Raw genomic sequence first — 24,256 nt, forward strand, 5'->3', positions numbered from 1 at the left:
GCATGAAATTATGTGGTTTTGAAGTAGGCATTGATTCTCCTTTATTTTTAATTGCAGGCCCTTGTGTTATTGAAAGTGAGGCGCTTGCTTTAGAAACAGCCGGTTATCTTAAGGAAATGTGCGCGCAATTGTCATTACCCTTCATTTACAAATCATCCTTTGATAAAGCCAATCGTTCGTCCGTTAGCAGTTATCGCGGGCCTGGATTTGAAAAAGGTTTAATGATTCTTGAAAAGGTAAAAAATCAAATTGGAGTGCCGGTGTTGACGGATGTTCATGAGGATACACCATTGCTCGAAGTATCCAGTGTGGTTGATGTACTTCAGACACCAGCGTTTCTCTGTAGACAAACTAATTTTATTCAAAAAGTTTCTGCAATGAATAAACCGGTCAATATTAAAAAAGGACAATTTTTGTCTCCCTGGGAGATGAAGCATGTGGTTACCAAAGCAAAAGCCTGTGGCAACGAACATATTATGGTGTGCGAGCGCGGGGTGAGTTTTGGTTATAACAATTTGATATCTGATATGCGTTCTTTAAAAATCATGCGCGAAACAGAGTGTCCTGTAGTTTATGATGCGACGCATTCAGTGCAATTACCAGGTGGTGGTCATGGTGTTTCAGGCGGGCAGCGTGAATTTATCCCTGTCTTAGCCCGCGCAGCGGTTGCTGCCGGTGTGGCTGGCATTTTTATGGAAACCCATCCTGATCCGGATAAGGCCTTGAGTGATGGTCCGAACAGTTGGCCTTTAGCAAAAATGAAATCGCTCTTAGAAACGCTCATAACAATTGATGGTGTGTTTAAACATGCAGGTGAGATCATTTAAATGGAAGGTTAGTTGGCGGAGAGACAGGGATTCGAACCCTGGGAAGGTTGCCCTTCAACGGTTTTCAAGACCGCCGCAATCGACCGCTCTGCCATCTCTCCGGTTGCAAATACTATCGTAACAGAATGTTGTTTGCAATCATTTTTAAAAATGATTTGTAATGGTTATAATGTGCCGAAGTGATTATGGCTAAATATTCTTGGTGTCCGTCAATTGACTTATGATTTCTGAATGTCGCGTTGTGCACCATTCAGGTACTTTTCTTGTCTGATATACATGGATGCTCATCGTTCTGGTATGGTTTTAAGGTATTTTTTATGAAACAAATTAAAATGCTGGTTGTGATCTTTTTCCTGTTATCAATAACGGCTTGTGCAAAATGGGGCAGCGATGAGGATGACCAAGGGCCATTTAAAGATATGTCAGCCCAGCAATTGTATACTGAATCCAAGCAAGCATTAGCTAAAGAAGAGTACGAAAGCGCAATTAAACGTTTGGAAGCGTTGGAAACAATGTATCCATTTAATGATTATGCCGAACAAGCTGAACTGGATTTAATATACGCTTATTATAAAAAAGGGGATTACCCGTCTGCTGCTGCAACGGCTGAACGTTTTATCCATCTTTACCCACGGGCTAAACGGGTGGATTACGCTTACTACATGAAAGGGTTGGCTAACTTCCAGCAAACGCGGGGTACTTTGGCAAATATTTTCCCTATTGATGAATCCTGGCGTGATCCTGGCACACAATCTCAGGCATTTTCTGATTTTGCGACGTTGATTCAGAAGTTTCCAGATAGTCAATATAAGGCAAATGCCTTACAACGCATGATTTATCTTCGAAATCTTTTCGCTCAGCGAGAATTAAATATTGCTAATTATTATTACATTCGTCAGATGTATGTTGCCGCAGCAGAGCGAGCCAATTATTTGATTAAAACGTATCCTCAGGCTCCGAGCGCTAAACCTGCCTTATCTTTGGTTTACCATGCCAACATGGCTTTGGGATTAAAAAAGGCAGCCGATGATGCCATGCGGGTATATCAGGCAACTTATCATAGCAATCCCGAGGAAATCAAAAATTCTGCGTGATAAGAGGTGGGAGAATAGGGTCGAAGTTTTCGACCCTGCCTTAAGTCTTTTACTCATTGCTTAATACTCTAGAAGCATCTTTCTAGTGGTGAAGCGTATGGGGATGTGTGCCGTAATAATTATGGATTTTTAAGAACATCCCAAGGCATCGCAAACAACTTGTCTCCCATCTCTAAAAATCACATAAGACACACACCCTTGCAATTTATCAAGGATTACTTCCTAAACTTTCCCTAAATCTTCTCCTTTAGTACTTTTAACATAAGTTCCTACCACATCTTGAGATTTCACAACCGGGTTAGTTTATTGCAGATATGAGACGCATCTGGTCAATTAAAATTAGTCTACATTTTCAATTTTTCCAGAAAAAATTTTATTTTTCTGCAGTAATGAATCAAAAGAAAAAATAAAAATATAAAAAACATAGACGTTATGTTTTTAATGCACGTTTATTTAAAGAAAATTTATTTATTACTAAGAATAAAGATTTTTTTATTTAAGTTTTTTAAATTTTTTCATGGATGATGGATATGACAGAAACATTAAAAAGACCGTGTTTCCAGTGACAGAATTAGGTCCCTTCCGACTGTAGCTGATAATATTGTTTTAAATGAGATATTGGATCAACCAATGTCATTGGTTGGATGTCGGCAGCTAGATGTCCTTCTTTTAATAGAATGATTCGATCGGCAATTTGTGTAAGAAATTCCAAATCATGAGAAGCAATAATCATCGTCTTTTGCATGGATTTTGCAGTGTTTAATAAAGTGATAACGCTGCCAATGCTGGCCATATCCAGCCCGGAAGTTGGTTCGTCACAAAGCAGCAAATCCGGTTGCATCATTAAGCTTCTCGCTAACGCCACTCGTTGTTTTTGCCCTCCTGATAATTGCTGTGGATAAACCTGCGCTTTGTCCGCAAGTTCCAGGGTTGTCAGTAAATCCATTGCTTTTTCAATATGATGACCGTGTTTATTGTGTCGTGTTGGCGCATACACCATATTTTTAAGAACGGTCATATGTGGAAACAGTTGAAAGTCCTGAAATATAAAGCCACTTTGACCTGTAAATTGAATTGTTCCTGAATCCAGTAATTCTAAGTGTTGTATGCAGCGCAGCAGTGTTGATTTACCACTTCCAGATGGTCCAGCCAAGCCCACAATGCTGTTTTCTGCAATTGTTAAATTCAGTCGATTCAACACCATGGTCTTGCCAAATTGTTTACTGGCATCAATAATTTGCAACATATTGGCCTCTTTTTTCAATTCGTTTTCCTGCGGTTTCAATCAATAAAACCAGCCCATAATAATAGGCTCCAGCGATGGTCAGCGGTAAAAAATAAGTAAATTGTTCTGCTGCCAATGCTTGCGCATGGCGCATTAAATCCATGCCGCCAATGGTGGAAATTAAGGCTGTTTCTTTTAGTAAGGAAATCAATTCATTCACCAGCGCTGGAAAAATATTTTTCAATACTTGAGGTAAAATAATGTCTTTCCACACATAAAAGGTAGGAATGTGCAATGTTTTCGCTGCTTCAAATTGTCCTTTCGGCAAACTTTCAATTCCCGCCCGTAAAATCTCCGCCAAATAAGCAGAACTGTTTAAACCGTAGGTAATAATGCCAGCAACCAAAATGCTGGGTTTAACTCCTAAAATGGCCGGAGTGGAAAAATAAACCAGACTTAATTGTAGAATTAAAGGGGTTCCTCTCATAATGGAAATAAAACGATTAATCAATGGAACCGCCAACCCTTGATAGCGGCAGATAGCCCATAAAATACCGAGTATTAAGCCAATCGTAATACTGCCGGTTAATAATTGCAGCGTTAATCCAATTCCCTTACCAATAAACAAGAGGCTTTGATTTAATTCATCCATGAGTTATCCTCCAGCCATTTTTTCTTGAGCTTGCTAATGTCCCCACGCTTTATTAAGTTAGCTAGTGCTTGATTGATTTGCTTGGTCAACGGAGAGTTTTTTTGCAGAGCAATGCCATATCCATCGTCTGCTTTGGCAAGAACGTGATAAGATAATTCCGGGTATTTTTGACTGAATGCCCGTCCTTGAGCCCCATCCACTACGACAGCATCCACATGGCCACTCATTAAGGCTTCTATGGCTTGATTATTGCTATCAAAAGTAATGATATCAGCGCTTGCAATATGTTGATGCAGCCATATATCCATGACACTACCTAATTGCGCGGCTACTTTTTTCCAGCAAGCTGCTGTTGATTTTTAATAGGGGCTTGGTGCTTAAAAACGGCTACCATGCTTTCAAAATAATAGGGGCGACTAAAATCAAAATTTTTCTTGCGATCGTTTGTGATGGTGATGGTGGCAATCGCGGCATCGTCTTGTCCTGATGCCACTGCAGTTAATACCGTGCTAAATTGCAAATCATCGAATATGGCTTTTTTACCTAATTCTTTGGCTATCAACTGTGCCAAATCAATATCAAATCCTTTCATGTTTCCATGCTCAATATATTCAAATGGTGGATACTCAGCAGCGGTGGAAAAACGCAGTTCGTTTGATTTGTTTTTTTCTTTATAACATCCAGAAATTGTAAGTAACAATGAACACAAAAAAATAAGTATAAATCGTTGCATTTGGTTTTAAATCCAATTTTTATTCATTTTTGGAATTTAATGGTTTGTTGATTGCATGTCAAGTTAAATTGAATATAATTTCATTTTATTAAATGTATATTCAACTTATAGGAAGTTATTTTTAATGAGCGTTGAAGGTTTTAATTAAATAAGCTTGCCCCTTTAAGGGCAAGCTTAGGAAAGGCTATGGCAAGTAGAAATGGAAAAAAAGATAAACTAAATAGTAAGTTCTAACTCAGGATGTTTTACAGATGAGTGTGGTTCGATTGGTTGAGGTTGTTTGGATACCTCCAGTAAATCATTAATCAATGATCTTAATTCACCGGCAAGTAGTGTTAATGCTGCATCTTGTTGCTGATAGTCTTCTTCAAGTTGGCCAATTTCATTAAATTCATCCAGCAAATAATCCAGGCATTTGATGCGTTTTAAAGTAAAATCATGAGTTAAAGTAAACTGAATGCGCTCATTCCAGATTAACGAAATTTCAGCAGGTGCTAATCCTTGCGATAAGAGGGTTAAAATTTCTTCCGCAGGCAATTCATATCCTTTGCAATTAAAACGCTTTTTTTCGTCATCCGGTGAGAATAAAAGGCAATCTGAGGCTAATTGAAAGGCGGAAGATAAAGTCGTTGGATGATTTATCCATTCGGCAAAATGATGAGATAAATTTTCACTATATTGTAAAGGTTCGATACTGATGCCAGGAAGGGATTTACGTAAAAGAGCAGTGAGTTGTGCTGCCTGGTTATTACTTGCTGTATTGATGATTAATCGTTTGCTGACGGTATCCAATAAAGCAAACATTCGCTTTTGTAAACAGAAAGATTTGGGAAGCAATTCAAATTCCAGCTCTTCTGCGAGTTGCGCTTTTTCTGCACGCTTCATGGTTCTGCCTTGCTGAGATTCCCAGGTTTGAACCCGTTCAGCAAGCATCTTATGGATAACGCTTCTTGGCAATAGTCGTTCTTCTTTTCCAAGGCAAATGAGCATGGATCCTGCAACTTCCTGAACCAACTCATCGGCATGGGCGGGTAGCCAACCATAAATAAAGCGTGCATGAGGTGGGCATGGCTTTAGGGATTCATTGGCTAAAGCAGTTGTTAAATCAAAAGGTTTGTCAAAATCATACTGAAATATTAAGGCATTACTAAACCACATTCTTAATCCCTCATGAAAAATGTTGATGCTACCATGAATTAGCAGGGGTGGCGATTTGAATTTACGGCTTAATCAAGACACAACTTGAGGTAATCTCCTGACATGCAAAACATAAAAATGTCAGGAGAGATCATTACCAAAAGGCGTTAAAAGCAACGACCGTAGACATGAAATCTGGAGCATCTTTGCCACGACTTGAAAACCAAACTCCAGCAATGATGCCGTAGTTGGCGGAAAAATTATATTCAATGGCTGGGGCTAAACTAAGTTCCGCAATGGTTGCGTGTCCAATCGTCAGAGGTAATCCTTGGGTATTAAAGCCTGGATTACCCTGAAATTTAGAAGCTCCTCGGATAAAATAATAAGCTTCCATAACAGCCACCCAGTTTTGGGTGATACTTAGTTCACCGGCTAAATCAACACTCGATAGATTTCCTGGTTTAATTGAGCCTTTGGTATCCATGTTACCGCCGTAACTATTATGCCCTCTAATATTTACTGATGCAGCATATAAGTAAGTCAAACTGAGGCGCTGGCGGAAATAATGAGTTTGGCCAATTACGTTTAAATGTTGAAAATTAAATCCCAGTGCTGTCTGATAACTGCCAATGCCTGTTGCTGCTGTACCTTGGTTTATGGGATTAAATTCTTCATATCGTCCTGTTGGGAAAACTTGTTGTAAAGAAACACGAAGGTCAGGACGCCACCAGGATTGATTTTGTTTAAGGACTTGCAAGCCCAGGCTTGCGGCAGTATCACCAATGTGCCTTCCTGTTTGTCCTTGACTGCGATTAATGACGTAAGGCAGGCTAAATTGCAGGTCCATGAAATCGGTTAACCCATAGGAGAATAAGGGGTTGATTTGAATATTTTGAGAGGCGGGGCCTTCAATTAATTTCCAGTGGCGGTCAAACATACCAGAATTTTCAGTATAAAAACCATAGGTTTCAAGATTGACATGTCCACGGGGAATTGTTTTTCCTGACGGAGCCAGTAAAGGACCAGTAAACCAAGGATCGCCATAAGCTAAATCGCAAATCACAAAGCACGCAGCCAGGCATATCGATCCGACTATTTTTTGCATGATAACCCCTTAAATGAACACTAAAACTTTTACTCACTTGAGCATCAAACATCCGTGGTGTAGATTAACCGACTTTTATAAGGATGAAAATAGTGAAGAAACCAACCGTTTATCTCCATCCTGCCAAACAATCGGCGTTGCATCGAGGACATCCCTGGATTTTCCCCAAAGCCATTAAAAGACAGGCCGGAAACCCTGAAACGGGTCAATTGGTGGATGTATGTAGTGATGAGAGTGAGTATTTGGCAACAGGAATTTATAATGAACATTCACTTTACCGAGTCCGTATATTAACACGAGCGTTTGAAAGCATTCATCATGAATCCATTGTTGAGATTGTTTTGCAGCGTTTACGTCAGGCTGCGTCATTACGGCGAAATCTTGGGCTGCCGAACGTTTTAACCAATGCTTATCGGCTTTTCAACAGCGAGGCTGATGGTTTATCCGGTCTTACCATTGACCGTTTTAATGACGTGTGTGTTGTCTCCAGTTCAGCCTATTGGGTAGAAGCAAATAAGGAAAGCATTTGCGCAGGAATTCAAGGGATTTGTCCTAAAGACCGAATCATCTGGTTGCCCCAAATAAAAGCGCTTGCACAAGATGGTTGGGAGAGTGCTGTTCAGGAAAGCATATCAGACAGTGAACAAATCATGGAGGCGGGGATACGTTTTCAGGTTGATTTCTCTAACACCCAAAAAACAGGGCTTTTTCTCGATCAACGTGAAAACCATCAGCGTATTTCTGCTCTTGCGCAAGGTAAACGAGTTCTGGATTTGTATACTTACACCGGGGGATTTGCTTTACATGCTGCGAAAGGAGGAGCCGTTGCTGTAACAGCGGTGGATAGTTCGGAGCAAGCTATTATACTTGCTCGACGCAATGCTCAATTAAATCATATTGATAATATTGAATTTATTAAAGCAGATGCCCGTGATTATTTAGCAAAAGCAGGGGAGTATGATTTGGTTATCCTTGACCCACCTAAACTCGTGCCTTCAAGACAACATTTGCAGCGTGCAAAAAATTATTATCGCTATTTGCACAAGGAAACAATAAAAGCGATGCGATCAGGTTCTTTATTGCTGACTTGTAACTGTTCTTCGGCTTTAAGCACCAGTGAATTTACCGAGCTGGTTAGTCAGCAGGCGATGGCAGTTGGCAAAACAATCAGAACGCTTGGGGTTTATGGGCCTGCAAGCTGTCATCCGACTTTAACGGCTTTTCCGGAAGGACAGTATTTAACAGCGGCATTGTTTGCTATCTTTTAGAGAATGAAAGACAAATGCGATGCATCTTTGAAAAAGATGCCTTAAGGAGGAGAATATGTTGTTGAAAAAAGAGGAATCTTGTTTGTTGTTAGTGGATGTGCAAGAAAAATTAACTCCTTACGTTATAAAACCGGATGCTTTGGTTGCTCGTTGTCAATGGCTAATGCGATTGGCTCATGAGCTTCATGTTCCTCTCTTAATTAGTGAACAATACCCCCGGGGGTTAGGTCATACAGTTACAGCATTAAAAGAATTGGCATCTGCTGGAAAGTGTATTGATAAAGTTTATTTTTCCAGTTATAGAGAAGAAGCATTTGTTCATTGTTGGCAGGAAATCAATAAAAAACAAGTGGTTATCGCCGGTATCGAAACCCACGTTTGCGTATTGCAAACGGCTATGGAAATGAAGGAGGCTGGCATAGACGTTTTTGTGGTGGCTGATGCCGTAAGCAGTCGATATGACATTGATCATAAATATGGGCTTAAGCGCATGAAGGCAAATGGCATTCATTTAGTTACGGCGGAAATGGTATTTTTTGAATGGGTAAGGCACGCAGGTACAGCACAATTTAAAGCATTAAGTCAAACCTTTTTACGCTAACGCAGCAGGGAGACGTTACATGAATCTTGATGATCAAATCGCAGTCGTCACCGGTGGGGCTTCCGGGATGGGGAGAGCGTGTGCTCAACTGTTAAGGCAGCGTGGTGTCCGCGTGGCCATTTGGGATCAACAGACCAAAGACATGGATGACGATATTATTTTTTGTGATGTGAGTTCTGAACAGGCTGTAGAACGGGCATTGCACGAGACCATCACCCGAGTTGGAATTCCCAGAATATGTATAAACTGTGCGGGAGTTGCGCCAGCTAAACGCATGGTAGGAAAAGCGGGCGCTATGCCTTTGGACGAGTTTAAGAAGGTCATTGATGTCAACTTGATAGGAACTTTTAATGTCATGAGAGTGGTTGCTGCTGCCATGACAGAGCTGGAAGTTATTGGTGATTCAGCCGAGCGCGGGGTTATCATTAATACCGCTTCCATTGCTGCTTATGAAGGTCAAATAGGACAAATAGCTTACAGCGCCTCCAAAGGAGGCGTTGTAGCGATGACTTTACCCGCAGCGCGTGAGTTGGCTCAATTTGGTATCCGGGTAAATACGATTGCCCCTGGTTTGATTGCGACTCCCATGCTTTTAAATATGCCCCAAGAGGTTCAGCAAAGTCTTGCTGACACGGTACCATTTCCCAAGCGATTAGGAAAACCGGAAGAATATGCAGCGCTTGTGCTGCATATTATTGAAAACAGCATGCTCAATGGAGAAGTTATCCGTTTGGACGGGGCGCTACGTATGCAACCAAAATAATCATAGTCCGGAAGTAGGTTTGCTACTCCGGACAAATTTAAGACGATGATTCTCTGGCGTTTCACTTTAGGATTTGAAAAATCCCAGTATTTCGCAAGATGTTTCCTAACAAATGCCAAGACATTTAAAATAAGTTTTGTCTTAAAATTAGGCAATTTCAGGTTCTTTCATGCTTTGATTGTATTCTGTTAATTTTTGGGCAATTCTTGTGCTTTGGATTTGATATCTGCCAGCCGCTATTTCTTCTTTAATGAATTGAATTTTTGCCTGATTGATGTCTGGAACATTAAAAATCATCGCCTTCAATGCAGCGATTTGTTTAACAGTATCATCAAAGCTTAAGGATTGCATAAAAGCATCGAGCATTTGACGGGGCGACTTGGCATCCATGTTTTTTAGGGTGTTCAAATCATCAATTTGGTTCATTGCATCCTCCTCAATAGTATCCTTCCTGGTTATCGTCTGCACTTGAGGAATCTTTAGGATTTTTTAAAAATAAAATTACGCTTATGCTTATAAAGAATGCATTATTTTATAATTTTCTACTCTATAGAGGACAAATGTTTTGTGATGTACGGATTTATATGAAGCTTTCAGGCCATTTTAAGTTAATTCAACACCATTGTTGCGCACATTATCGTCATCCTGAGCGCAGTGAAGGGTAAACATCAGGATTCGATATTTTTACAAGGTTTCATGCTAGAAATTAGCCTATCATGAATTATTAGTTTATATATAATGAATAAGAGTAACTCCCCACGTCATCCCGAGTGCAGCGAGGGATATCCAGCAACTGGCAGGTATTAAATTAATGTAAAAAACACTTGAAAAATTATGCGGTTATGATCAAATAGCTGCATGAAAGACCATGAACAAATCATCACAACGCTTTTGGCAAAGATTGCTGAACTGGAAAAAATCGTAGAACAGCAAGCTGCACGAATAGCAGAGCTGGAAAAACGACTGAACAAGAATAGCAGCAACAGCTCAAAGCCCCCCGTCAAGTGACGGGTTAGGCAAACTATGCCGTACGACATCACTACGTGAAAATGGGAAACGTAACAGTGGTGGCCCAAAAGGCCACAAGGGCGAAACGTTAAAACAGATTAAATCACCAGATATTGTCAAAAACCATGTATTGCTAACATGCCCGGATTGTTATGGTTCATTAGTTTCAACGCCGGTGATTGGAATTGTGAAGCGCCAGGTTTTTGATATTCCACCACCCAAAATTGAAGTCACGGAACATCAGGCTGAAGTAAAATATTGCGAGTGCTGTAATAAAACGATAACAGCAGCATTTCCTGCAGGTGTTCTTGCCCCTGTCCAATACGGTGAAGTTATTCGTAGTTGAAGCGTGTATTATCAATATCAGCATTTTATTCCAGAAGACAGGCTGCAACAGTTGTTTTATGACCTGTACGGAATTCAACTGGCTACTGCAACACGGACTGGATATAACCGGATTGCCTTTGATACATTGGCATCATTTGAAGAATCGGTATTGTCTGCAGTCAAAACTGCTGCCGTAAAAAACCTGGATGAAACAGGGTTTCGTGTGGCCGGAAAAACACAATGGTTGCATGTGGCATCGACTAAAACGGCAACTTATTATCACATATCTCCAAAACGAAAATCATTACTGGATGGCCTTTCAGGTACCGTCATTCATGATCACTGGAAAAGTTATTACAATTTGGGAGGTGTGGAGCATGCCCTATGCAACCAGCATCACTTGCGTGAATTAAAAGCAATAACCGAGCATGACAAAGAACCATGGGCACAGGCTATGACCCGACTATTACGTGTTGCTCTTCGCTGTCGTCATTTTAATGCACATCATGCAATACCTGTTGCTCGCATCAAGCGGTTGACCAACATCTACAAGAAGATTATTCGAGATGGGCTGGCGTATCATGAAACGCTGCCGCCATTGCCATGCAAAGGCAAACAGGGTCGACAACCTCGACGGACAGGTCACAACCTCTTGTGGCGTTTATTTCATTACAAACAAGACGTTTTACGGTTTCTTCATGATCTGGCAGTTCCATTTACCAATAATGATGCTGAGCGTGATTTACGAATGATGAAATGCAAACAAAAAATATCCGGTGGTTTTCGGACCGCTCAAGGCGCTGAACAATTTGCTCGTATCCGAGGATTTATCAGTACGATCCATAAACAAGGATTAAGCATTATCAGTTCCATCCAATCTATATTTTCTGGTACTATCCCTGTGTTATCAGGAATCTGAGATAACAATACAGTCCAACAGAGCAAGGAATAGTATATGCATACGGAGTCTTGCGTTTACCTTCTGACCAATAAACACAATAATGTTTTGTATACCGGTGTTACCAATGATTTGATACGCCGTGTTTATGAACACAAAAATAAACTGGTGGCTGGATTTACCCAAAAATACAATGTGGATCGGCTGGTTTATTTTGAAGTTTGTTCAGGCATCGTCATGACTATTGAGCGAGAAAAACAAATCAAAGGGTGGTCTCGAAAAAAGAAGCATGATTTGATTAATGCATTGAATCCTGAATGGAACGATTTGTATCCATCGCTACTTTAAAAATTGTGCCACTGCAGGCAGATCCCTCGCTGCACTCGGGATGACGTGGGGAGTTACGAATAAGATTGATATTTAATAAGCGTACCCTATTTTATCCAGGTAAAATAGTGGTCATTTGGGCGCTGAAACAAAAGCATACCTTAACAAAATTATCTGCAATATTTTTTTTCAACATCAATGTGTTCATGATGCAAAAACTGAATCGCGAATTTTATAACAGAGATACCGTATTGGTTGCTCAAGGATTACTTGGCAAATTATTAGTGCATCAAACAGGACACTTAATACGTATTGGCCGAATTGTAGAGGTAGAAGCCTATCTTGGTAGCCATGATTTGGCAGCTCATTCGGCAAAAGGGATTACGAAGCGTACTCAGGTCATGTTTGGCCCTCCAGGTTATGCTTATGTTTATTTAATTTACGGTCTTCATTATTGTATGAATGTGGTGACTGAAGAGGAAGGGAATGGATGTGCAGTGTTATTGCGTGCACTTGAGCCTGTGGTTAACATCGATAGCCGTACTCAGGGTCCTGGGTTATTGTGCAAAGCGATGGATATTAATAAAAAATTAAATGGTCATGATTTATTAAGCGATGATTTTTTTATTGCTGCAATGCGCGATGAGCCAAGCATTACTATCGTCAAAAAACCAAGAATTGGAGTTTCTTACGCTAAACACTGGGCAAGAAGATTATTAAGATTTTATATTAAAGGAAATTCTTTTGTATCCAAACCATGAATCTGTGGTCGCAATGCTTGCTATGCTTTTTTGAATGTTATTTATTGCTTAAAAAATCCGAAAAAAGTCAGAGAGCCTATCAGTAGCCCAATGACAAAATAAAGAGGATCCACCGCCCAGGTGGATAAAGCCGCAATACCTGGGCCAGGACAATAACCAGATAAACCCCAGCCAATGCCGAAAATCATACTGCCAATTATTAGATGTTTCTCAATGTTTATTTTTTTAGGCATATAAAATTGTTTATCAAACATCGGTTTATTTAGTTTTAAAATGAATTGATATCCAGGTACGGTAATCAGCAAAGCGGCCGCCATGACCACCAATAAGGTGGGATCCCAATTTCCAAATACGTCTAAAAAATTTAAGACCTTATTAGGGTTAATCATATTTGAGACCGTTAGGCCTAAACCAAAAATTAAACCGCATAAAAACGCCATCAAGGAATACATTCAGTACACTCCAAGGATATGTCTAAGTATAAAAACGGTTATCATGGCCGAAATAATGAACGTGAATGTGGCAACAATGGAGCGTTTTGAAAATCTTGCAATGCCACATACACCGTGTCCAGATGTACAACCTTGCCCCATTCTTGTACCAAAACCAACACAAAAACCCCCTAAAAGCAACAGATAAACTGGATAATGACTTCGTAATGTAAATTGAACTGCGAGCAATAGATAAAAGCTCAAGCCTCCCGTGATTAATCCTAATAAAAAAGTCAAACGCCAGAATTCGAACAATTTTTTGGGAGGACAAAGGCCATGAATCAAACCACTCATGCCTGCAATACGGCCGTTTAACCATAAAAACAAGACAGCACTAAGTCCAATTAAAATACCCCCAATAAATCCGCGCAAAGGAGTAAAAAAAGTCAGATAATCCATGATTGATGGTCTTCAGTTGTTATTCATCCATTCTGTACTATGATGATTTTAGCCGTCAATCAATTGTTGGGGGGATGGTATGAAGGTAGGCGAATTTTGTAATCGTGAAGTTATCGTCATTTATAGTGACGAATCGGTCATGACTGCAGCCAAGCTGATGCGTAAACATCATGTAGGGAATGTGATTTTAGTGGAAAAACACGATGATTTTCGTAAGCCCATTGGAATTATTACAGATAGAGATCTGGTGATAGAAGTCATGGTCCCTAAAATTTCCCCTGAAGATCTGGTTGTCCGGGATTTGATTACGGGGCCGCTGTTAACCATAGGAGAGGAAGACAGTTTGTACGACGCTCTTGATTTGATGCGGATTAAAGGCATTCGTCGATTACCGGTCATTGGGAAACAAGGGGAATTGGTTGGCATCATAACCATCGATGATATCACCGATTTATTGACAGAGATGCTTGGACGTGTCGCGGGTGTTGTTGAACAGCAGCGTCATATAGAGACTTTATCAAGAAGTTAATTGGCGATGAATTCAGTTAGTTTCTAATTACAGGATATTTAAAATAGGATATAATGTGCAAATTATTAACAATTATATATGACGGGAATCATGAAAGCTAAAAAAATTTCTCATTTTATTATGATGGGCGATAGTCTTTCTGATAGGGGTACGTTAGACCATCGTTATTTGTTGGGCTGTATTCCCATGGCATCTTTGAGTGGGTTAAGCAAACATTCTCCGTTAGGCCGTTTTACAAATGGATTGGCCTGGAGTGATTTTATCAGTGCAATGATCGCGGATGAATTTTTAATCGAGGAAGCGGAAGAACGCGATCAAGAAACGGGAGAGCATCGAGAAGAGCGTGATGCTACGGATATTGCCGATGATATCATTACTCATTCGGATTCTCGTCGTAAAACGCCTGCGGATGCGTTGAAGCCTTCTGAAATTGCCGATGAAATTTTGGCAGATGATCCGCGTATAAGAAAATTGGCCAAGTATTCCTATTTTTTAAACGATGACCGTTTTGTTCGTTATCAGGGACGTGATCTTGTCCGTAATTATGATGAAGGTGGGTTGACCGCTCATGATTACAGTTGGATGCCCAGCACCAGTGTGAGCCGATTTGTAAGCCGAATCATTTTATCTAAGCTGGCAACGATGCGTGATAAATTACTGGCGTATGATCGAGACCATGAATTGTCAAGAAAGCATAAAGCAGAAACTCTTGTGCTTGAGTGGTCTGGAGCAAATGATTTAATTACGGTGAATGCTCACCCATCAAAAGAAGAAGTTGATCGCGCTATTAAAGATCGCATCATCAATGCAGAACAGATGATTAAAAACGGCTATCGTCATTTTGTCTTATTTAATCTTCCTGATCTTTCGTTGACTCCACGATATCAGGCTAAAAGCCAGGAAGAGCGTGATAATGCTCATGCATGCTCTTTGTATTTTAACGAACAATTAGCCAAAGCATGTAAGGAGTTGGCAGAAACCTATCCTCATTGTTCGGTGGAAGTGTTTGATGTAGGCTCTTTATTTACCGAGATTTATCAACATCCTGAAGAGCATGGTTTTGATCCAGCAAAACTTAGAACACCATACACGGAGTCAGAGGATTTTAAAATCAATCCTGACCGTACTTCACCAGCCACAGGATATATGTTTTGGGATGATGTTCATCCAACGGCTGATCTGCATGCGTTATTAGCTGAGCGTTTTTACGAAAAATACAGTCAAGAATTCCATTTTTCAGAACCGCAGGAAGAAACACTGGAAAAGGAAGAGTTAGACATCAGCGAAGAGGCGCTGAGGGCATCTTTTATTCGAAAATATGAAAGTAAATTGCAGGCGGAACAATCCGGTTTTTTTGGCAGTTTCAGACGTAGTCATATCAATTTCAGACAAGCAAGTCTTAAAGAAATATTGGCGCATGCATTATATGGTGGGGGGCATCGTACACATGCAGTCATCACCGAATTAAAATGGATAGATGCAGCGGGTAACCTGGATTTGAATATCCCTGTACTGAAAAAAGCAAAAGAAGACCTAGATTTTGAGCGCTCTCAACAACAAGGCATGGCGCTTGGTCACTAGGAGAAGATCATGGATGATAAAATAAAACAGTTTTTTACTTCCAAGGGTTATGCAGTCGTTGGAGCATCAACCAATCGTGAAAAATATGGTAACAAAGTGTTGCGTTGTTATTTACAGCATCATAAAAAAGTGATTCCAGTTCATCCGAAAGAAACAATGATTGAAGGAGTACCATGTGTACAAACCATCAACAATTTACCCGATGATGTTTATAGCATTTCAATGGTGACACCTCCTGCCATCACTGAAAAAATAGTTGAGCAGGCTATTGCGAAAGGCATAAAAAATATATGGATGCAGCCTGGAGCAGAAAGCGAAAAAGCAATGAACGAATGCGTGGAAAATAATATCAACGTTATAGCCAATGGGCCATGCATATTGGCGGTGATGGGTTATAAAGACCGTTAAAATTTTTTATTATTATGGCTCGATTGAATTACCTTGACCATCTTAAATGGGCGCTTATTATTCTGGTATTGGCTCATCATGTGGACATTGCCTTTGGAGGCTTAGGAGGGTGGTATTATATTGTCCCGCAACGGTCATCCTCCGCTTCTTCTTATTGGTTAACATTTTTTCTAGCTATCAATCAATCTTTTTTCATGGGGTTTTTCTTTTTATTTCAGCATTTTTTACCCCCCTATCTTTTGATAAAAAAGGTCGAATTTTTTTCTAAAAGATAAGTGTCTACGCTTAATCATTCCGGCGTTAATATTCTTTTTGTTTTTCTCCCTTGGTGGTGGCAATGGCTTCATTTTTTGATCACCAGGCGTTGCATTATACTTTTTCTTTTGGTCCTACTTGGTTTATTGTCACGTTATTTGTCTTTAATTTCTTGTATTCCATGTATCGATACATCAATTTTTATCCACCAAAATTAAACTTACGCTTACCTTCACAAGGGTTGATTATTTTGATAAGTTTTTTGATGGGATGCATCACGTTTTTGGTAAGATTTTACTGGCCAATCGGTACTCATTGGCATGGTTTTCAATTCGGTTATTATCCTATGTATCTTTTTTGTTTGTGGCAGGCATTATTGCCGCTCGCAATGATTGGCTCTATAAAGTTAATTCAGCGTTTGCTAAGCCGTGGTACATCAGTGCATTGGTCAGCATAGGGTTTATTGGTTTTTACCTTCAATATGTCTTGGAGCATCATTTAATAACGGCAGTGATAGGTGGGGCTAATGGGTATGCTTTCTTATGGGCACAATGGGAAGCTTTTTCTGCGTTTGGTTTGATTATCAGTTTATTGGCTTTAAGTAAGGCTTACTTTAATAACACAAATCCAGTGTTTCAGACCTTAGCCAAATTATCTTTCACCGTTTATTTGATTCATCCGTTGATTATCGTACCGGTGTCTTATTATGAATATCAATGGCTGGGGTATGATGGGATTATTGGATGGGTGCTAACCTGTCTTTTGGCCATCCCTTTAACGTTTTTACTGGCCAATTATTTTCGGAAATTACCTATCCTCCGTAATATTTTATAACACTTAAGCAACGATTTCCTTGGTGCATAAAATAGGAGATCAGTCTATGCACGAAATTCCTGAAACAGATTTTTAATGAAACCATGAGACATCCCTAATAAAATGTTAAGAATTAATGTATATAATTTATACATATTTGTTAAAAAATATAAAGATCCAAGGTTGTCCCAAGTGAGGAGTGATATGTCAAGTTATTTTCGTGGCGCTGTTTTTATTTTGGTTTGTTTATTTACTGTACATGCATATGCACAAAAAATGATTAAGCTTGCTCCCAAGGAGTCTAAGTCTTTAACTAATCATTATGCCTGGACTTTAAATGCGACTTGCAATGTTCAGAATGATAATACAAAAGTAAAATTCGAGTCAGTGTTTTAAACAATAAAGGTAAGGTGAATGGCAAGAGTTTATCTCAAGGGCAAGCCACGTTTCTTACGGTAAAAATAACGATCAAATTTCAGTCAGTGCAGAGCCAGGTACGAGCGTATATCTTGTGAATGTAGGAGCGTCTGCGGTTGCTGCAATATGCTCAGTATAAAATTGCAGTTATACACAGAATCATTATATAACCCCATGCAATTATTGCGTCATTCCTATGACGTTGAGAATGATGTAATAAGAGCAAATGGATGCTTCATAATCCTTTTTAAATGATATAATATTGCGCAACATGAATTTAAAAATGCGCTATTGTATGATTCGTATAGTATTGAGTTTATTTATTATACCATGTCTTGTGTTTTCGCCAGTCAGTTTAGCTATTCATCCCAACGAGCAGGCGACGTCTGATGCTTATTATCAGACATTGATATTGCAGTATATTAATGAGTATCGGTTAAAACATCATTTATCTCCATTGCAGATGAATTCCGTTATGTCACTTGAAGCCAAGAAACATAGTCAAGATATGGCAAATAAATCTATCCCATTTGGACACCAACATTTTGATGCCCGCATCCAGCGATTGTATAAGGAAATAAAAAATTGCCGTGGAGGTGCTGAAAATGTGGCTTATTACAAGCTGGATGCTAAAAAACTTGTGGATGCCTGGATAGCAAGCCCAGGTCACCGTAGAAACATTCAAGGCCATTACAATTTAACTGGTATAGGAATTGCGCACAGTAAGCAAGGCTGGGCTTACTATACTCAGATTTTTTTGCGTGCAGATCAGTAGGCCTTATGTCTAACCTTCTGCGAGACTAGGTTTTGCGCAATGATTTGTCCCATCAATGAAATAACCTTATTCACAACCACAGCATGGATGTTTTTATAAGCATTGGGGGGCTTCGGCAACGCCGCGATAAGAAGTATTTCTAATGTATATGCCTGACTAACCAACTCATCAATGATGTCTTTCTCTCGCCATTTTTTCTTGGCTTGATGTCTGCTCATGGAACGGCCGGCACCATGACAGGCTGAAGCAGTTCTACATTATTTGCAGTAAGTGTGTTGTCACCTTGTTCTGGAAATTAAAGGATATGTTTGGTGATAATTCAATGTTGAACTTTTATAATTGCCGGTCATGATGAAAAAGGGATGCAATGTCGGCTATAGTAACGGTCATTAATGTTTTTAGAGAATCCATATAGTTATGCTCACATTTACAGGAACTTATACTGATCAATATCAGCTTACCATGGCACAGACTTACTTTTTCAAGGGACGAGCAAATCATTCAGCGGTTTTTGATTATTTTTTTCGAAAACTTCCTTTTGATGGTGGCTACGCTATATTTGCTGGTTTAGAAGATTTATTGACTGCTTTAGAACATCTCAAATTTAATGATGAAGACTTACAATTTTTAAAACAACAACAATTTGCGCCGGAATTTATTGAATATCTTAAACAATTTCGTTTTCATGGGAATATTTATGCTTCTCAGGAAGGGGATGTGGTTTTTCCGACTCGGCCAGTTATCATCATTGAAGCAAATATTCTTGAAGCTCAAATGATTGAAACGTTGGTATTAAATATTTTAAATTTTCAAACCCTGATTGCAACTAAAGCAAATCGCATGCGTCAGGTAGCTGGGCAACGTCAATTAATTGATTTTGGATTACGGCGAGCGCAGGGTGCCGGAGGATACTATGCGACTCGTGCGGCTTTTATTGGTGGCTTTGATGCGACCAGTAATGTAGTGGCAGGTCGTGACTATGGTATTCCTGTGTCTGGTACGATGTCTCATGCTTTTATTCAAAGTTATGATGATGAATATTCTGCATTTCATGATTTTTCGCAAGTATGGCCGGATGAGTGTGTTTTATTAGTGGATACTTATGATACTTTAAAGAGCGGTGTGCCTAATGCAATTAAAATTGGTAAGGAGTTGGAAGCTAAAGGACACCGGCTTAGAGGCATTCGTTTGGATAGCGGTGATTTGGCGTTACTTGCTAAGCAGTCTCGACAATTACTAGATGAAGCAGGGATGCATTATGTTAAAATTGCTGCGTCCAATCAACTGGACGAATTTGTAATTAAACAATTGCTGGAACAAAAAGCGCCCATTGATGTGTTTGGTGTTGGTACAAACCTGGTCATAGGACAACCAGACGGCGCATTAGATGGTGTTTATAAGCTGGTTTTTGCAGATGATAAACCAAGAATTAAGCTCTCAGAAAATATAAGTAAAGTTACCATTCCAGGTAAGAAACAAGTACATCGAATTCTTAAGGATGATATATTTTGGGGGGCTGATGTGATCTCTTTAGATGATGAAGAAGATATGACACGCATGTATTGTCCTTTTAATCATTTTAATCCTATAGTACTCAAAAATCTTAAACAGGAACCTTTATTGAAGCAGGTCGTAAAAAATGGAAAACGCACGGAAAAGCCTAAATCACTTAAAGAAATCGCTCATTTTAGTCAAGATCGACTAAAATTATTACCTAAAGAATTTAAACGTTTTGACGATCCAAGTGTTTATAAAATTGGAATCAGTGAGCAATTAAAAACGATTCGTGATCAATTGATTCATATCCATAAAGGATAGATTATGAGAGCTCTTGTTATCATTGATGTCCAGAATGATTTTATAAAAATGGGTCTCTGGAGGTTCCAGATGGCCATCTCATTGTTCCTGTCATTAACCGCATTCAAAACTATTTTGATTTGGTGCTGGCGACGCAAGATTGGCATCCTGCAAACCATTCAAGCTTTGCCTCAAATCATCCTGGTAAAAACCATTTGAGCAAATCGTTTTGCATGGGATGAAACAGATACTTTGGCCTGATCACTGTATTCAAGGCACCCAGGGAGCGGAGTTTTATCCTGAGCTTGATATTCGGCCAATTGAGGCTATTTTCCGTAAAGGCACCGATCCTGACATAGACAGTTATAGCAGTTTTTATGATAACGGCCATCGTAAAAGTACCGGGTTGACAGGGTACCTTCATGATAAAAAGATAGGCCAGTTGTATTTTTGTGGTCTTGCAGCAGACATTTGTGTTTATTTTAGCATTCAAGATGCTTTAACTGAGGGTTTCAAATGTTGGTTGATAGAAGACGCCACTCAGCCTTTAAATAAAGAGGATTATAAGGAAATAAAACATAAACTTGCGGATAAAGGAGTGAGTTTTACAAACAGTCAATCAATTATTACTCATTATGTCCTCCCGAGCGTAGTGAGGGATCGCTAGTAAACAGTACCTATGAAATTAAGGTATCATCGTCGCTATTGAACAAGAAAAATAAATCAAGGGATGGTGAAAAGAATATGGATATTATGCTTTTTGCATTGAATGCTTCAAAGGAATGGGGAAATCACTTGGTTTCGCACATTAAAAATATTCGGCTTGCCCGCCATGAAGAGCGAGATTTTGAAGATGGGGAGCATAAGGCACGTTCTCTGGAAAGTGTGAGAGGCCAAAGGGTTTTTTATTGCAATCGTTGTTTAGTGATCACAAGCAAAGTGTAAATGACAAACTTTGTCGGTTGCTTTTTTTATTAGTGCTTTGAAGGATGCGTCGGTCCGTGAGGTCATTGTGCTTATTCCTTATTTGGCTTATGCCCGTAAAGATCGTAAAACCAAATCCAGGGATCCGGTGACCATGAAATATGTTGCGCGATTGTTGGAAACGGCAGGGGCTGATAATGTTGTGACCATGGATGTTCATAATCTCGCTGCTTTCCAAAATGCATTTCGTATACCAACAGAGCATTTAGAAGCCAGACTATTATTTGCTCCCTATTTTGCTAACCTCATTCAGGATGAAGAAGTAACCGTGGTGTCACCTGATGTTGGAGGAGCAAAAAGAGCGGAGCAGTTTCGCGAGACGCTAAGTGAGCTTTTGCACCGAGAGGTTGGTAAAGCATTTTTGGATAAAAAAGAAGCGCCGGTGAGGTTAGTGGCGGAGGCGTGATTATTGGTGAAGTTAAAAATCGTACGACCATCATTATAGATGACATGATAAGTTCCGGTACAACCATTAGCCTGGCAACAGCGGCGCTGCATCGTGAGGGTGCCAAACGCATTATGGCATGTGCTACTCATGGTGTATTTTTGGATAAAGCGAATCAAACGCTTGCCGATTCAAGACTTGAAAGAATTGTGGTGACCAACACGGTTTTGCCATATCGGTTGGCTAAACCATTATTGCAGGAAAAAGTGGTGATGCTGGATGCTTCGCGATTATTTGCACAGGCAGTAAAAATCATGCACGATAATGGATCAGTGGTTGAATTATTACAGAAATATCAGGAAGATGGAGTAGGGTAAGAGCCTACCATTTTGATCAATAAACGTCTTGATAGAGTGACTAATATTTTGTCATTTTGTTATGATCCCATCATAAAAAATAGGTTTTCTATTGGGATAAAATGAGGTCACTTAATTGAGAATGTTTGTTGCCAAGTTTAAATAAGCGTTGGCTTTCTTGTGCCATTTTTCCTGATTTATAATTTGCGCATCGTCAAGATGCCATGCTGAAATTCTTGCCCTAAGGCATGCCTTGTAACTTTTATAAAATTCAACAAGTTTTGGATCGGGGATATCATCAAATTCTTGTTGGTAAATTTTTAAAAAAAACTCGCCAATTTCAGGTTTACCCAGTAGCTCACATTCAAGGGATAAATACGATAATTCGGCCACTGCATCCATAATCCGTAAACGGATATTAAATTCAAGGCGATCAATAAAAACCGGAGGGGATATTAGACAAATATGCTCAGGCCGCAAATCACCATGACATTCGATGATGCGGCCTTGGAGCACTCGTTGAGTAAGATAGTCTGACAATACATTCAGTTGATGCATCTGTGCTTCATGTATTTCTCGAATGACCGCTTGATTAAATTGATATTCCGGCTTACTTAATGATTGATGATTTTCATCAATGCTCTGACACAATTGGTGTTTGTATTCATAGGGAGATAATGCAAGAGGTTTGGCGTCTTGATAAAAATTTATTAATGTATGGGCGGCCTTTGTAAGTAACGTGCGGTCGATTTTATTTCTCAGTATGGCATTATCAAGTGTTTTCTCCCTGGGAAATTGACGCATTTTTACCAGCCAATCAACAATTTTCCCTTTTTGCGTCCAGCCAATAGGATAAAAATGGTGTGGGCGGCTTTGAATCATAGGAACAACATCCAAATAGACATCAGGTGCTAATTGTCGATTTAATTCAAGTTCCTTCTGGCAATTTAAAAAACGGCTTGCTATATGACTGAAGTTAAGAAAAGAAAATGCTACAGGTTTTTTAATTTTATAAGCGTGCCTGTCGGTAAGAAATACCGATGACAGATGAGTTTCAATGGTATCAATGATGGAGTTATCCTCATAATAGGAATCGGGTTGTTTTAAAAATTCCACTTTTTCTCTAAAAAATTGCCATGCTAGGTCTTGAATATTTGAATTCATAGTATGCTTAGTCAGAAAATAGTTGTGACCGAATACATCCAAATAAGGATGATGGGTAGTCCAATCAAGGTGAAATAAAGCATAGTAGAAAAAGAGGTATCAGGATTTAAAAACTGTAGAGACGCGTCATGCATGCCAAGTCCGTTTTGGAAAGTAGTCTAATTGTAAATTTAGACGCTCCCTATGGAGTTAACAAGTTCCGTTCTTAAGGTGCTTGTTTAGAATTTTATCCAAATGATTGGAAAAATTTTGTATTTCCTTTGGGCTGATTTTTGCAGCACCACCGTTGATGAGGCCACAACTTCGCAGGGATTCGTTCAAATTGCGCATGGCAAGAATCTGATGAATATTATTTGCAGTATATAGATCTCCTCTTGGATTTAACACGCTTGCCCCCTTATCAATGACTGTCTTGGCAAAAGGTATATCTGCTGTTATCACCAGATCATGCTTGGCTACATGATTGGCAATAGTGTCATCAGCAACATCTATGCCACTGGCAACTACCCATTTTTTATTAAGGAAGAAGGAGGAATTTTAACAGGATGATTGGCAACGATGATGAGATTGGTTTTTGTGCGAACGGCTGCACGAAATAAAATTTCTTTTATGACATTGGGACAGGCGTCGCCATCAATCCAGATATGCAAACTGATGGCGCTCTATAGGATAATGAAGAAAAAATCACTGAATTTAGGCAATTTCTACTTCTTCAGCTTGTGGGCCTTTTTGACCTTTAGCAGCTTTGAATAAAACAGAAGCTCCTTCAGCTAAAGTTTTAAAGCCACTGCCTTGAATAGCACTGAAATGAACAAAATAATCTTTGCCTTCACTTTCAATAAATCCAAAGCCTTTACTCTCATTAAACCATTTTACGGTACCGCGTACTTTTTCTGACATGTTGTTTATTCTCTAATATAGGAGTTTTAATTCTAGCATGTTTTTATGACTTTACCAGTTCTATATTTAATAGAATTTAATAATAGTTCCTATAGGGCAGACTTTTTTTGCGTCATACACAGAATAATATATTAAAAATACAGCAAAGCGGGATGGTCGGTTTATCTCAGCTGATTTATTATCGTGCAGGCGTTTTTTGAAAACAAGTGATTAAAGTTTTGTATACGGAAACAGAAGTACTTTAAAATTAAAGAAAAATTATCATTTTGGAACATG

Annotated in this window: 30 protein-coding genes, 1 tRNA gene and 3 pseudogenes; 21 read left to right on the plus strand and 13 right to left on the minus strand. The window is 39.4% G+C overall.

Annotated elements, in window-relative coordinates:
- The first annotated feature begins 2 nt into the window (after positions 1–2).
- Positions 3–827 (plus strand): 3-deoxy-8-phosphooctulonate synthase, encoded by an 825-nt coding sequence (gene kdsA / locus LOA_RS06440; protein WP_025385622.1) that lies wholly within the window; start codon positions 3–5, stop codon positions 825–827.
- 13 nt (positions 828–840) lie between these two features.
- On the opposite strand, the gene LOA_RS06445 is transcribed toward kdsA, so the two are convergent.
- Positions 841–928, minus strand: a tRNA-Ser gene (locus LOA_RS06445).
- 216 nt (positions 929–1,144) lie between these two features.
- Between LOA_RS06445 and LOA_RS06450 the strand changes: the two genes are divergently transcribed.
- Entirely contained in the window at positions 1,145–1,921 is a 777-nt protein-coding gene (locus LOA_RS06450; RefSeq protein WP_025385623.1) for an outer membrane protein assembly factor BamD, read from the plus strand.
- A 571-nt stretch (positions 1,922–2,492) separates the two neighbouring features.
- Here the strand turns inward: LOA_RS06450 and LOA_RS06455 are convergent.
- The 5 genes and pseudogenes from LOA_RS06455 to LOA_RS06475 all read right to left on the minus strand — a co-directional run bounded on the left by LOA_RS06455 (position 2,493) and on the right by LOA_RS06475 (position 6,773).
- Complete coding sequence (locus LOA_RS06455; RefSeq protein ID WP_025385624.1) at positions 2,493–3,167, minus strand: amino acid ABC transporter ATP-binding protein; 675 nt, start codon at positions 3,165–3,167, stop codon at positions 2,493–2,495.
- Complete coding sequence (locus LOA_RS06460) at positions 3,151–3,798, minus strand: amino acid ABC transporter permease (protein WP_025385625.1); 648 nt, start codon at positions 3,796–3,798, stop codon at positions 3,151–3,153. The genes LOA_RS06455 and LOA_RS06460 overlap by 17 nt, the downstream gene beginning before the upstream one ends.
- Positions 3,786–4,531 (minus strand): annotated as a pseudogene (locus tag LOA_RS06465) (substrate-binding periplasmic protein). The gene LOA_RS06460 and the pseudogene LOA_RS06465 overlap by 13 nt, the downstream one beginning before the upstream one ends.
- A gap of 216 nt (positions 4,532–4,747) precedes the next feature.
- Complete coding sequence (locus LOA_RS06470) at positions 4,748–5,689, minus strand: recombination-associated protein RdgC (RefSeq protein ID WP_025385626.1); 942 nt, start codon at positions 5,687–5,689, stop codon at positions 4,748–4,750.
- A 133-nt stretch (positions 5,690–5,822) separates the two neighbouring features.
- On the minus strand, positions 5,823–6,773 hold the full coding sequence (locus tag LOA_RS06475; protein WP_025385627.1) for a hypothetical protein: 951 nt from the start codon (positions 6,771–6,773) through the stop codon (positions 5,823–5,825).
- A 92-nt stretch (positions 6,774–6,865) separates the two neighbouring features.
- Between LOA_RS06475 and LOA_RS06480 the strand changes: the two genes are divergently transcribed.
- The 3 genes from LOA_RS06480 to LOA_RS06490 are packed head-to-tail and all read left to right on the plus strand — an operon-like array spanning position 6,866 to position 9,405.
- Positions 6,866–8,041 carry a class I SAM-dependent rRNA methyltransferase gene (locus tag LOA_RS06480; RefSeq protein ID WP_025385628.1) on the plus strand — a complete coding sequence of 392 codons (1,176 nt, stop codon included), beginning with the start codon at positions 6,866–6,868 and terminating at the stop codon, positions 8,039–8,041.
- Between the two features lie 55 nt (positions 8,042–8,096).
- A complete protein-coding gene (locus LOA_RS06485; protein WP_025385629.1) occupies positions 8,097–8,642 on the plus strand; it encodes a hydrolase in 546 nt (181 codons plus the stop codon).
- 19 nt (positions 8,643–8,661) lie between these two features.
- A complete protein-coding gene (locus tag LOA_RS06490) occupies positions 8,662–9,405 on the plus strand; it encodes an SDR family oxidoreductase (protein WP_025385630.1) in 744 nt (247 codons plus the stop codon).
- A 147-nt stretch (positions 9,406–9,552) separates the two neighbouring features.
- Here the strand turns inward: LOA_RS06490 and flgM are convergent, their stop codons facing one another.
- A complete protein-coding gene (gene flgM, locus LOA_RS06495; protein ID WP_025385631.1) occupies positions 9,553–9,831 on the minus strand; it encodes a flagellar biosynthesis anti-sigma factor FlgM in 279 nt (92 codons plus the stop codon).
- Positions 9,832–10,263: 432 nt separating this feature from the next.
- Between flgM and LOA_RS14690 the strand changes: the two genes are divergently transcribed.
- The 5 genes from LOA_RS14690 (at position 10,264) to LOA_RS06510 (ending at position 12,726) form a co-directional block, all read left to right on the plus strand.
- Positions 10,264–10,413: a DUF6444 domain-containing protein gene (locus LOA_RS14690; protein WP_158423016.1), complete on the plus strand. Its 150-nt coding sequence runs from the start codon at positions 10,264–10,266 to the stop codon at positions 10,411–10,413.
- A 130-nt stretch (positions 10,414–10,543) separates the two neighbouring features.
- Positions 10,544–10,759 (plus strand): IS66 family transposase zinc-finger binding domain-containing protein, encoded by a 216-nt coding sequence (locus LOA_RS14695; RefSeq protein WP_274544659.1) that lies wholly within the window; start codon positions 10,544–10,546, stop codon positions 10,757–10,759.
- A 3-nt stretch (positions 10,760–10,762) separates the two neighbouring features.
- On the plus strand, positions 10,763–11,659 hold the full coding sequence (tnpC, locus tag LOA_RS06500) for an IS66 family transposase (RefSeq protein WP_052335901.1): 897 nt from the start codon (positions 10,763–10,765) through the stop codon (positions 11,657–11,659).
- Between the two features lie 36 nt (positions 11,660–11,695).
- Positions 11,696–11,986 (plus strand): GIY-YIG nuclease family protein, encoded by a 291-nt coding sequence (locus LOA_RS06505; protein WP_025385575.1) that lies wholly within the window; start codon positions 11,696–11,698, stop codon positions 11,984–11,986.
- Positions 11,987–12,174: 188 nt separating this feature from the next.
- Entirely contained in the window at positions 12,175–12,726 is a 552-nt protein-coding gene (locus tag LOA_RS06510) for a DNA-3-methyladenine glycosylase (protein ID WP_025385632.1), read from the plus strand.
- Between the two features lie 41 nt (positions 12,727–12,767).
- On the opposite strand, the gene LOA_RS06515 is transcribed toward LOA_RS06510, so the two are convergent.
- Positions 12,768–13,178, minus strand: a complete 411-nt coding sequence (locus LOA_RS06515) for a DUF6691 family protein (RefSeq protein WP_035894026.1) — start codon at positions 13,176–13,178, stop codon at positions 12,768–12,770.
- Positions 13,179–13,616 carry a YeeE/YedE family protein gene (locus LOA_RS06520; protein WP_025385633.1) on the minus strand — a complete coding sequence of 146 codons (438 nt, stop codon included), beginning with the start codon at positions 13,614–13,616 and terminating at the stop codon, positions 13,179–13,181. It abuts the gene before it with no gap.
- A gap of 79 nt (positions 13,617–13,695) precedes the next feature.
- Here LOA_RS06520 and LOA_RS06525 point away from each other — a divergent pair, with 79 nt between their 5' ends.
- From LOA_RS06525 to LOA_RS06555, 5 genes are all read left to right on the plus strand, one after another.
- A complete protein-coding gene (locus LOA_RS06525) occupies positions 13,696–14,145 on the plus strand; it encodes a CBS domain-containing protein (RefSeq protein ID WP_025385634.1) in 450 nt (149 codons plus the stop codon).
- A gap of 90 nt (positions 14,146–14,235) precedes the next feature.
- On the plus strand, positions 14,236–15,726 hold the full coding sequence (locus LOA_RS06530) for an SGNH/GDSL hydrolase family protein (protein ID WP_035894056.1): 1,491 nt from the start codon (positions 14,236–14,238) through the stop codon (positions 15,724–15,726).
- A 6-nt stretch (positions 15,727–15,732) separates the two neighbouring features.
- Positions 15,733–16,134 carry a CoA-binding protein gene (locus tag LOA_RS06535; RefSeq protein WP_025385636.1) on the plus strand — a complete coding sequence of 134 codons (402 nt, stop codon included), beginning with the start codon at positions 15,733–15,735 and terminating at the stop codon, positions 16,132–16,134.
- Positions 16,135–16,659: 525 nt separating this feature from the next.
- Positions 16,660–17,223, plus strand: a complete 564-nt coding sequence (locus LOA_RS06545) for an acyltransferase family protein (protein ID WP_025385638.1) — start codon at positions 16,660–16,662, stop codon at positions 17,221–17,223.
- A gap of 691 nt (positions 17,224–17,914) precedes the next feature.
- Positions 17,915–18,394 carry a CAP domain-containing protein gene (locus LOA_RS06555; protein WP_237758087.1) on the plus strand — a complete coding sequence of 160 codons (480 nt, stop codon included), beginning with the start codon at positions 17,915–17,917 and terminating at the stop codon, positions 18,392–18,394.
- On the opposite strand, the pseudogene LOA_RS06560 reads toward LOA_RS06555, so the two are convergent.
- Positions 18,388–18,630: pseudogene (locus LOA_RS06560) on the minus strand (RtcB family protein); the annotation flags it as partial. The gene LOA_RS06555 and the pseudogene LOA_RS06560 overlap by 7 nt on opposite strands.
- 181 nt (positions 18,631–18,811) lie before the next feature.
- On the opposite strand from LOA_RS06560, the gene LOA_RS06565 reads away from it, so the two are divergent.
- From LOA_RS06565 to LOA_RS14910, 6 genes are all read left to right on the plus strand, one after another.
- Positions 18,812–20,212: a nicotinate phosphoribosyltransferase gene (locus LOA_RS06565; RefSeq protein WP_025385641.1), complete on the plus strand. Its 1,401-nt coding sequence runs from the start codon at positions 18,812–18,814 to the stop codon at positions 20,210–20,212.
- Between the two features lie 69 nt (positions 20,213–20,281).
- Entirely contained in the window at positions 20,282–20,410 is a 129-nt protein-coding gene (locus LOA_RS15805) for a hypothetical protein (RefSeq protein ID WP_274544671.1), read from the plus strand.
- Between the two features lie 19 nt (positions 20,411–20,429).
- Positions 20,430–20,858 (plus strand): isochorismatase family protein, encoded by a 429-nt coding sequence (locus LOA_RS06570; protein ID WP_238551357.1) that lies wholly within the window; start codon positions 20,430–20,432, stop codon positions 20,856–20,858.
- Positions 20,859–20,935: 77 nt separating this feature from the next.
- The gene (locus tag LOA_RS15810; protein WP_202961900.1) at positions 20,936–21,136 is read left to right on the plus strand and encodes a ribose-phosphate pyrophosphokinase-like domain-containing protein; all 201 of its coding nucleotides are present in this window, start codon (positions 20,936–20,938) and stop codon (positions 21,134–21,136) included.
- Between the two features lie 10 nt (positions 21,137–21,146).
- Positions 21,147–21,581, plus strand: coding sequence for a ribose-phosphate diphosphokinase (prs, locus tag LOA_RS14905; protein WP_202961901.1), 435 nt, complete (start codon positions 21,147–21,149; stop codon positions 21,579–21,581).
- Positions 21,578–21,937, plus strand: coding sequence for a phosphoribosyltransferase family protein (locus tag LOA_RS14910; protein ID WP_202961902.1), 360 nt, complete (start codon positions 21,578–21,580; stop codon positions 21,935–21,937). Before prs ends, LOA_RS14910 begins: the two co-directional genes overlap by 4 nt.
- Positions 21,938–22,048: 111 nt before the next feature.
- On the opposite strand, the gene LOA_RS06580 is transcribed toward LOA_RS14910, so the two are convergent.
- The 3 genes and pseudogenes from LOA_RS06580 to LOA_RS06590 all read right to left on the minus strand — a co-directional run bounded on the left by LOA_RS06580 (position 22,049) and on the right by LOA_RS06590 (position 23,980).
- Positions 22,049–23,080, minus strand: a complete 1,032-nt coding sequence (locus tag LOA_RS06580; RefSeq protein WP_025385642.1) for a hypothetical protein — start codon at positions 23,078–23,080, stop codon at positions 22,049–22,051.
- A 189-nt stretch (positions 23,081–23,269) separates the two neighbouring features.
- Positions 23,270–23,730: pseudogene (locus LOA_RS06585) on the minus strand (YaiI/YqxD family protein).
- 43 nt (positions 23,731–23,773) lie between these two features.
- Positions 23,774–23,980, minus strand: coding sequence for a cold-shock protein (locus tag LOA_RS06590; protein WP_025385643.1), 207 nt, complete (start codon positions 23,978–23,980; stop codon positions 23,774–23,776).
- Between the last annotated feature and the right edge of the window lie 276 nt (positions 23,981–24,256).

It is taken from the genome of Legionella oakridgensis ATCC 33761 = DSM 21215, from assembly GCF_000512355.1.
GTDB lineage: Bacteria > Pseudomonadota > Gammaproteobacteria > Legionellales > Legionellaceae > Legionella_A > Legionella_A oakridgensis.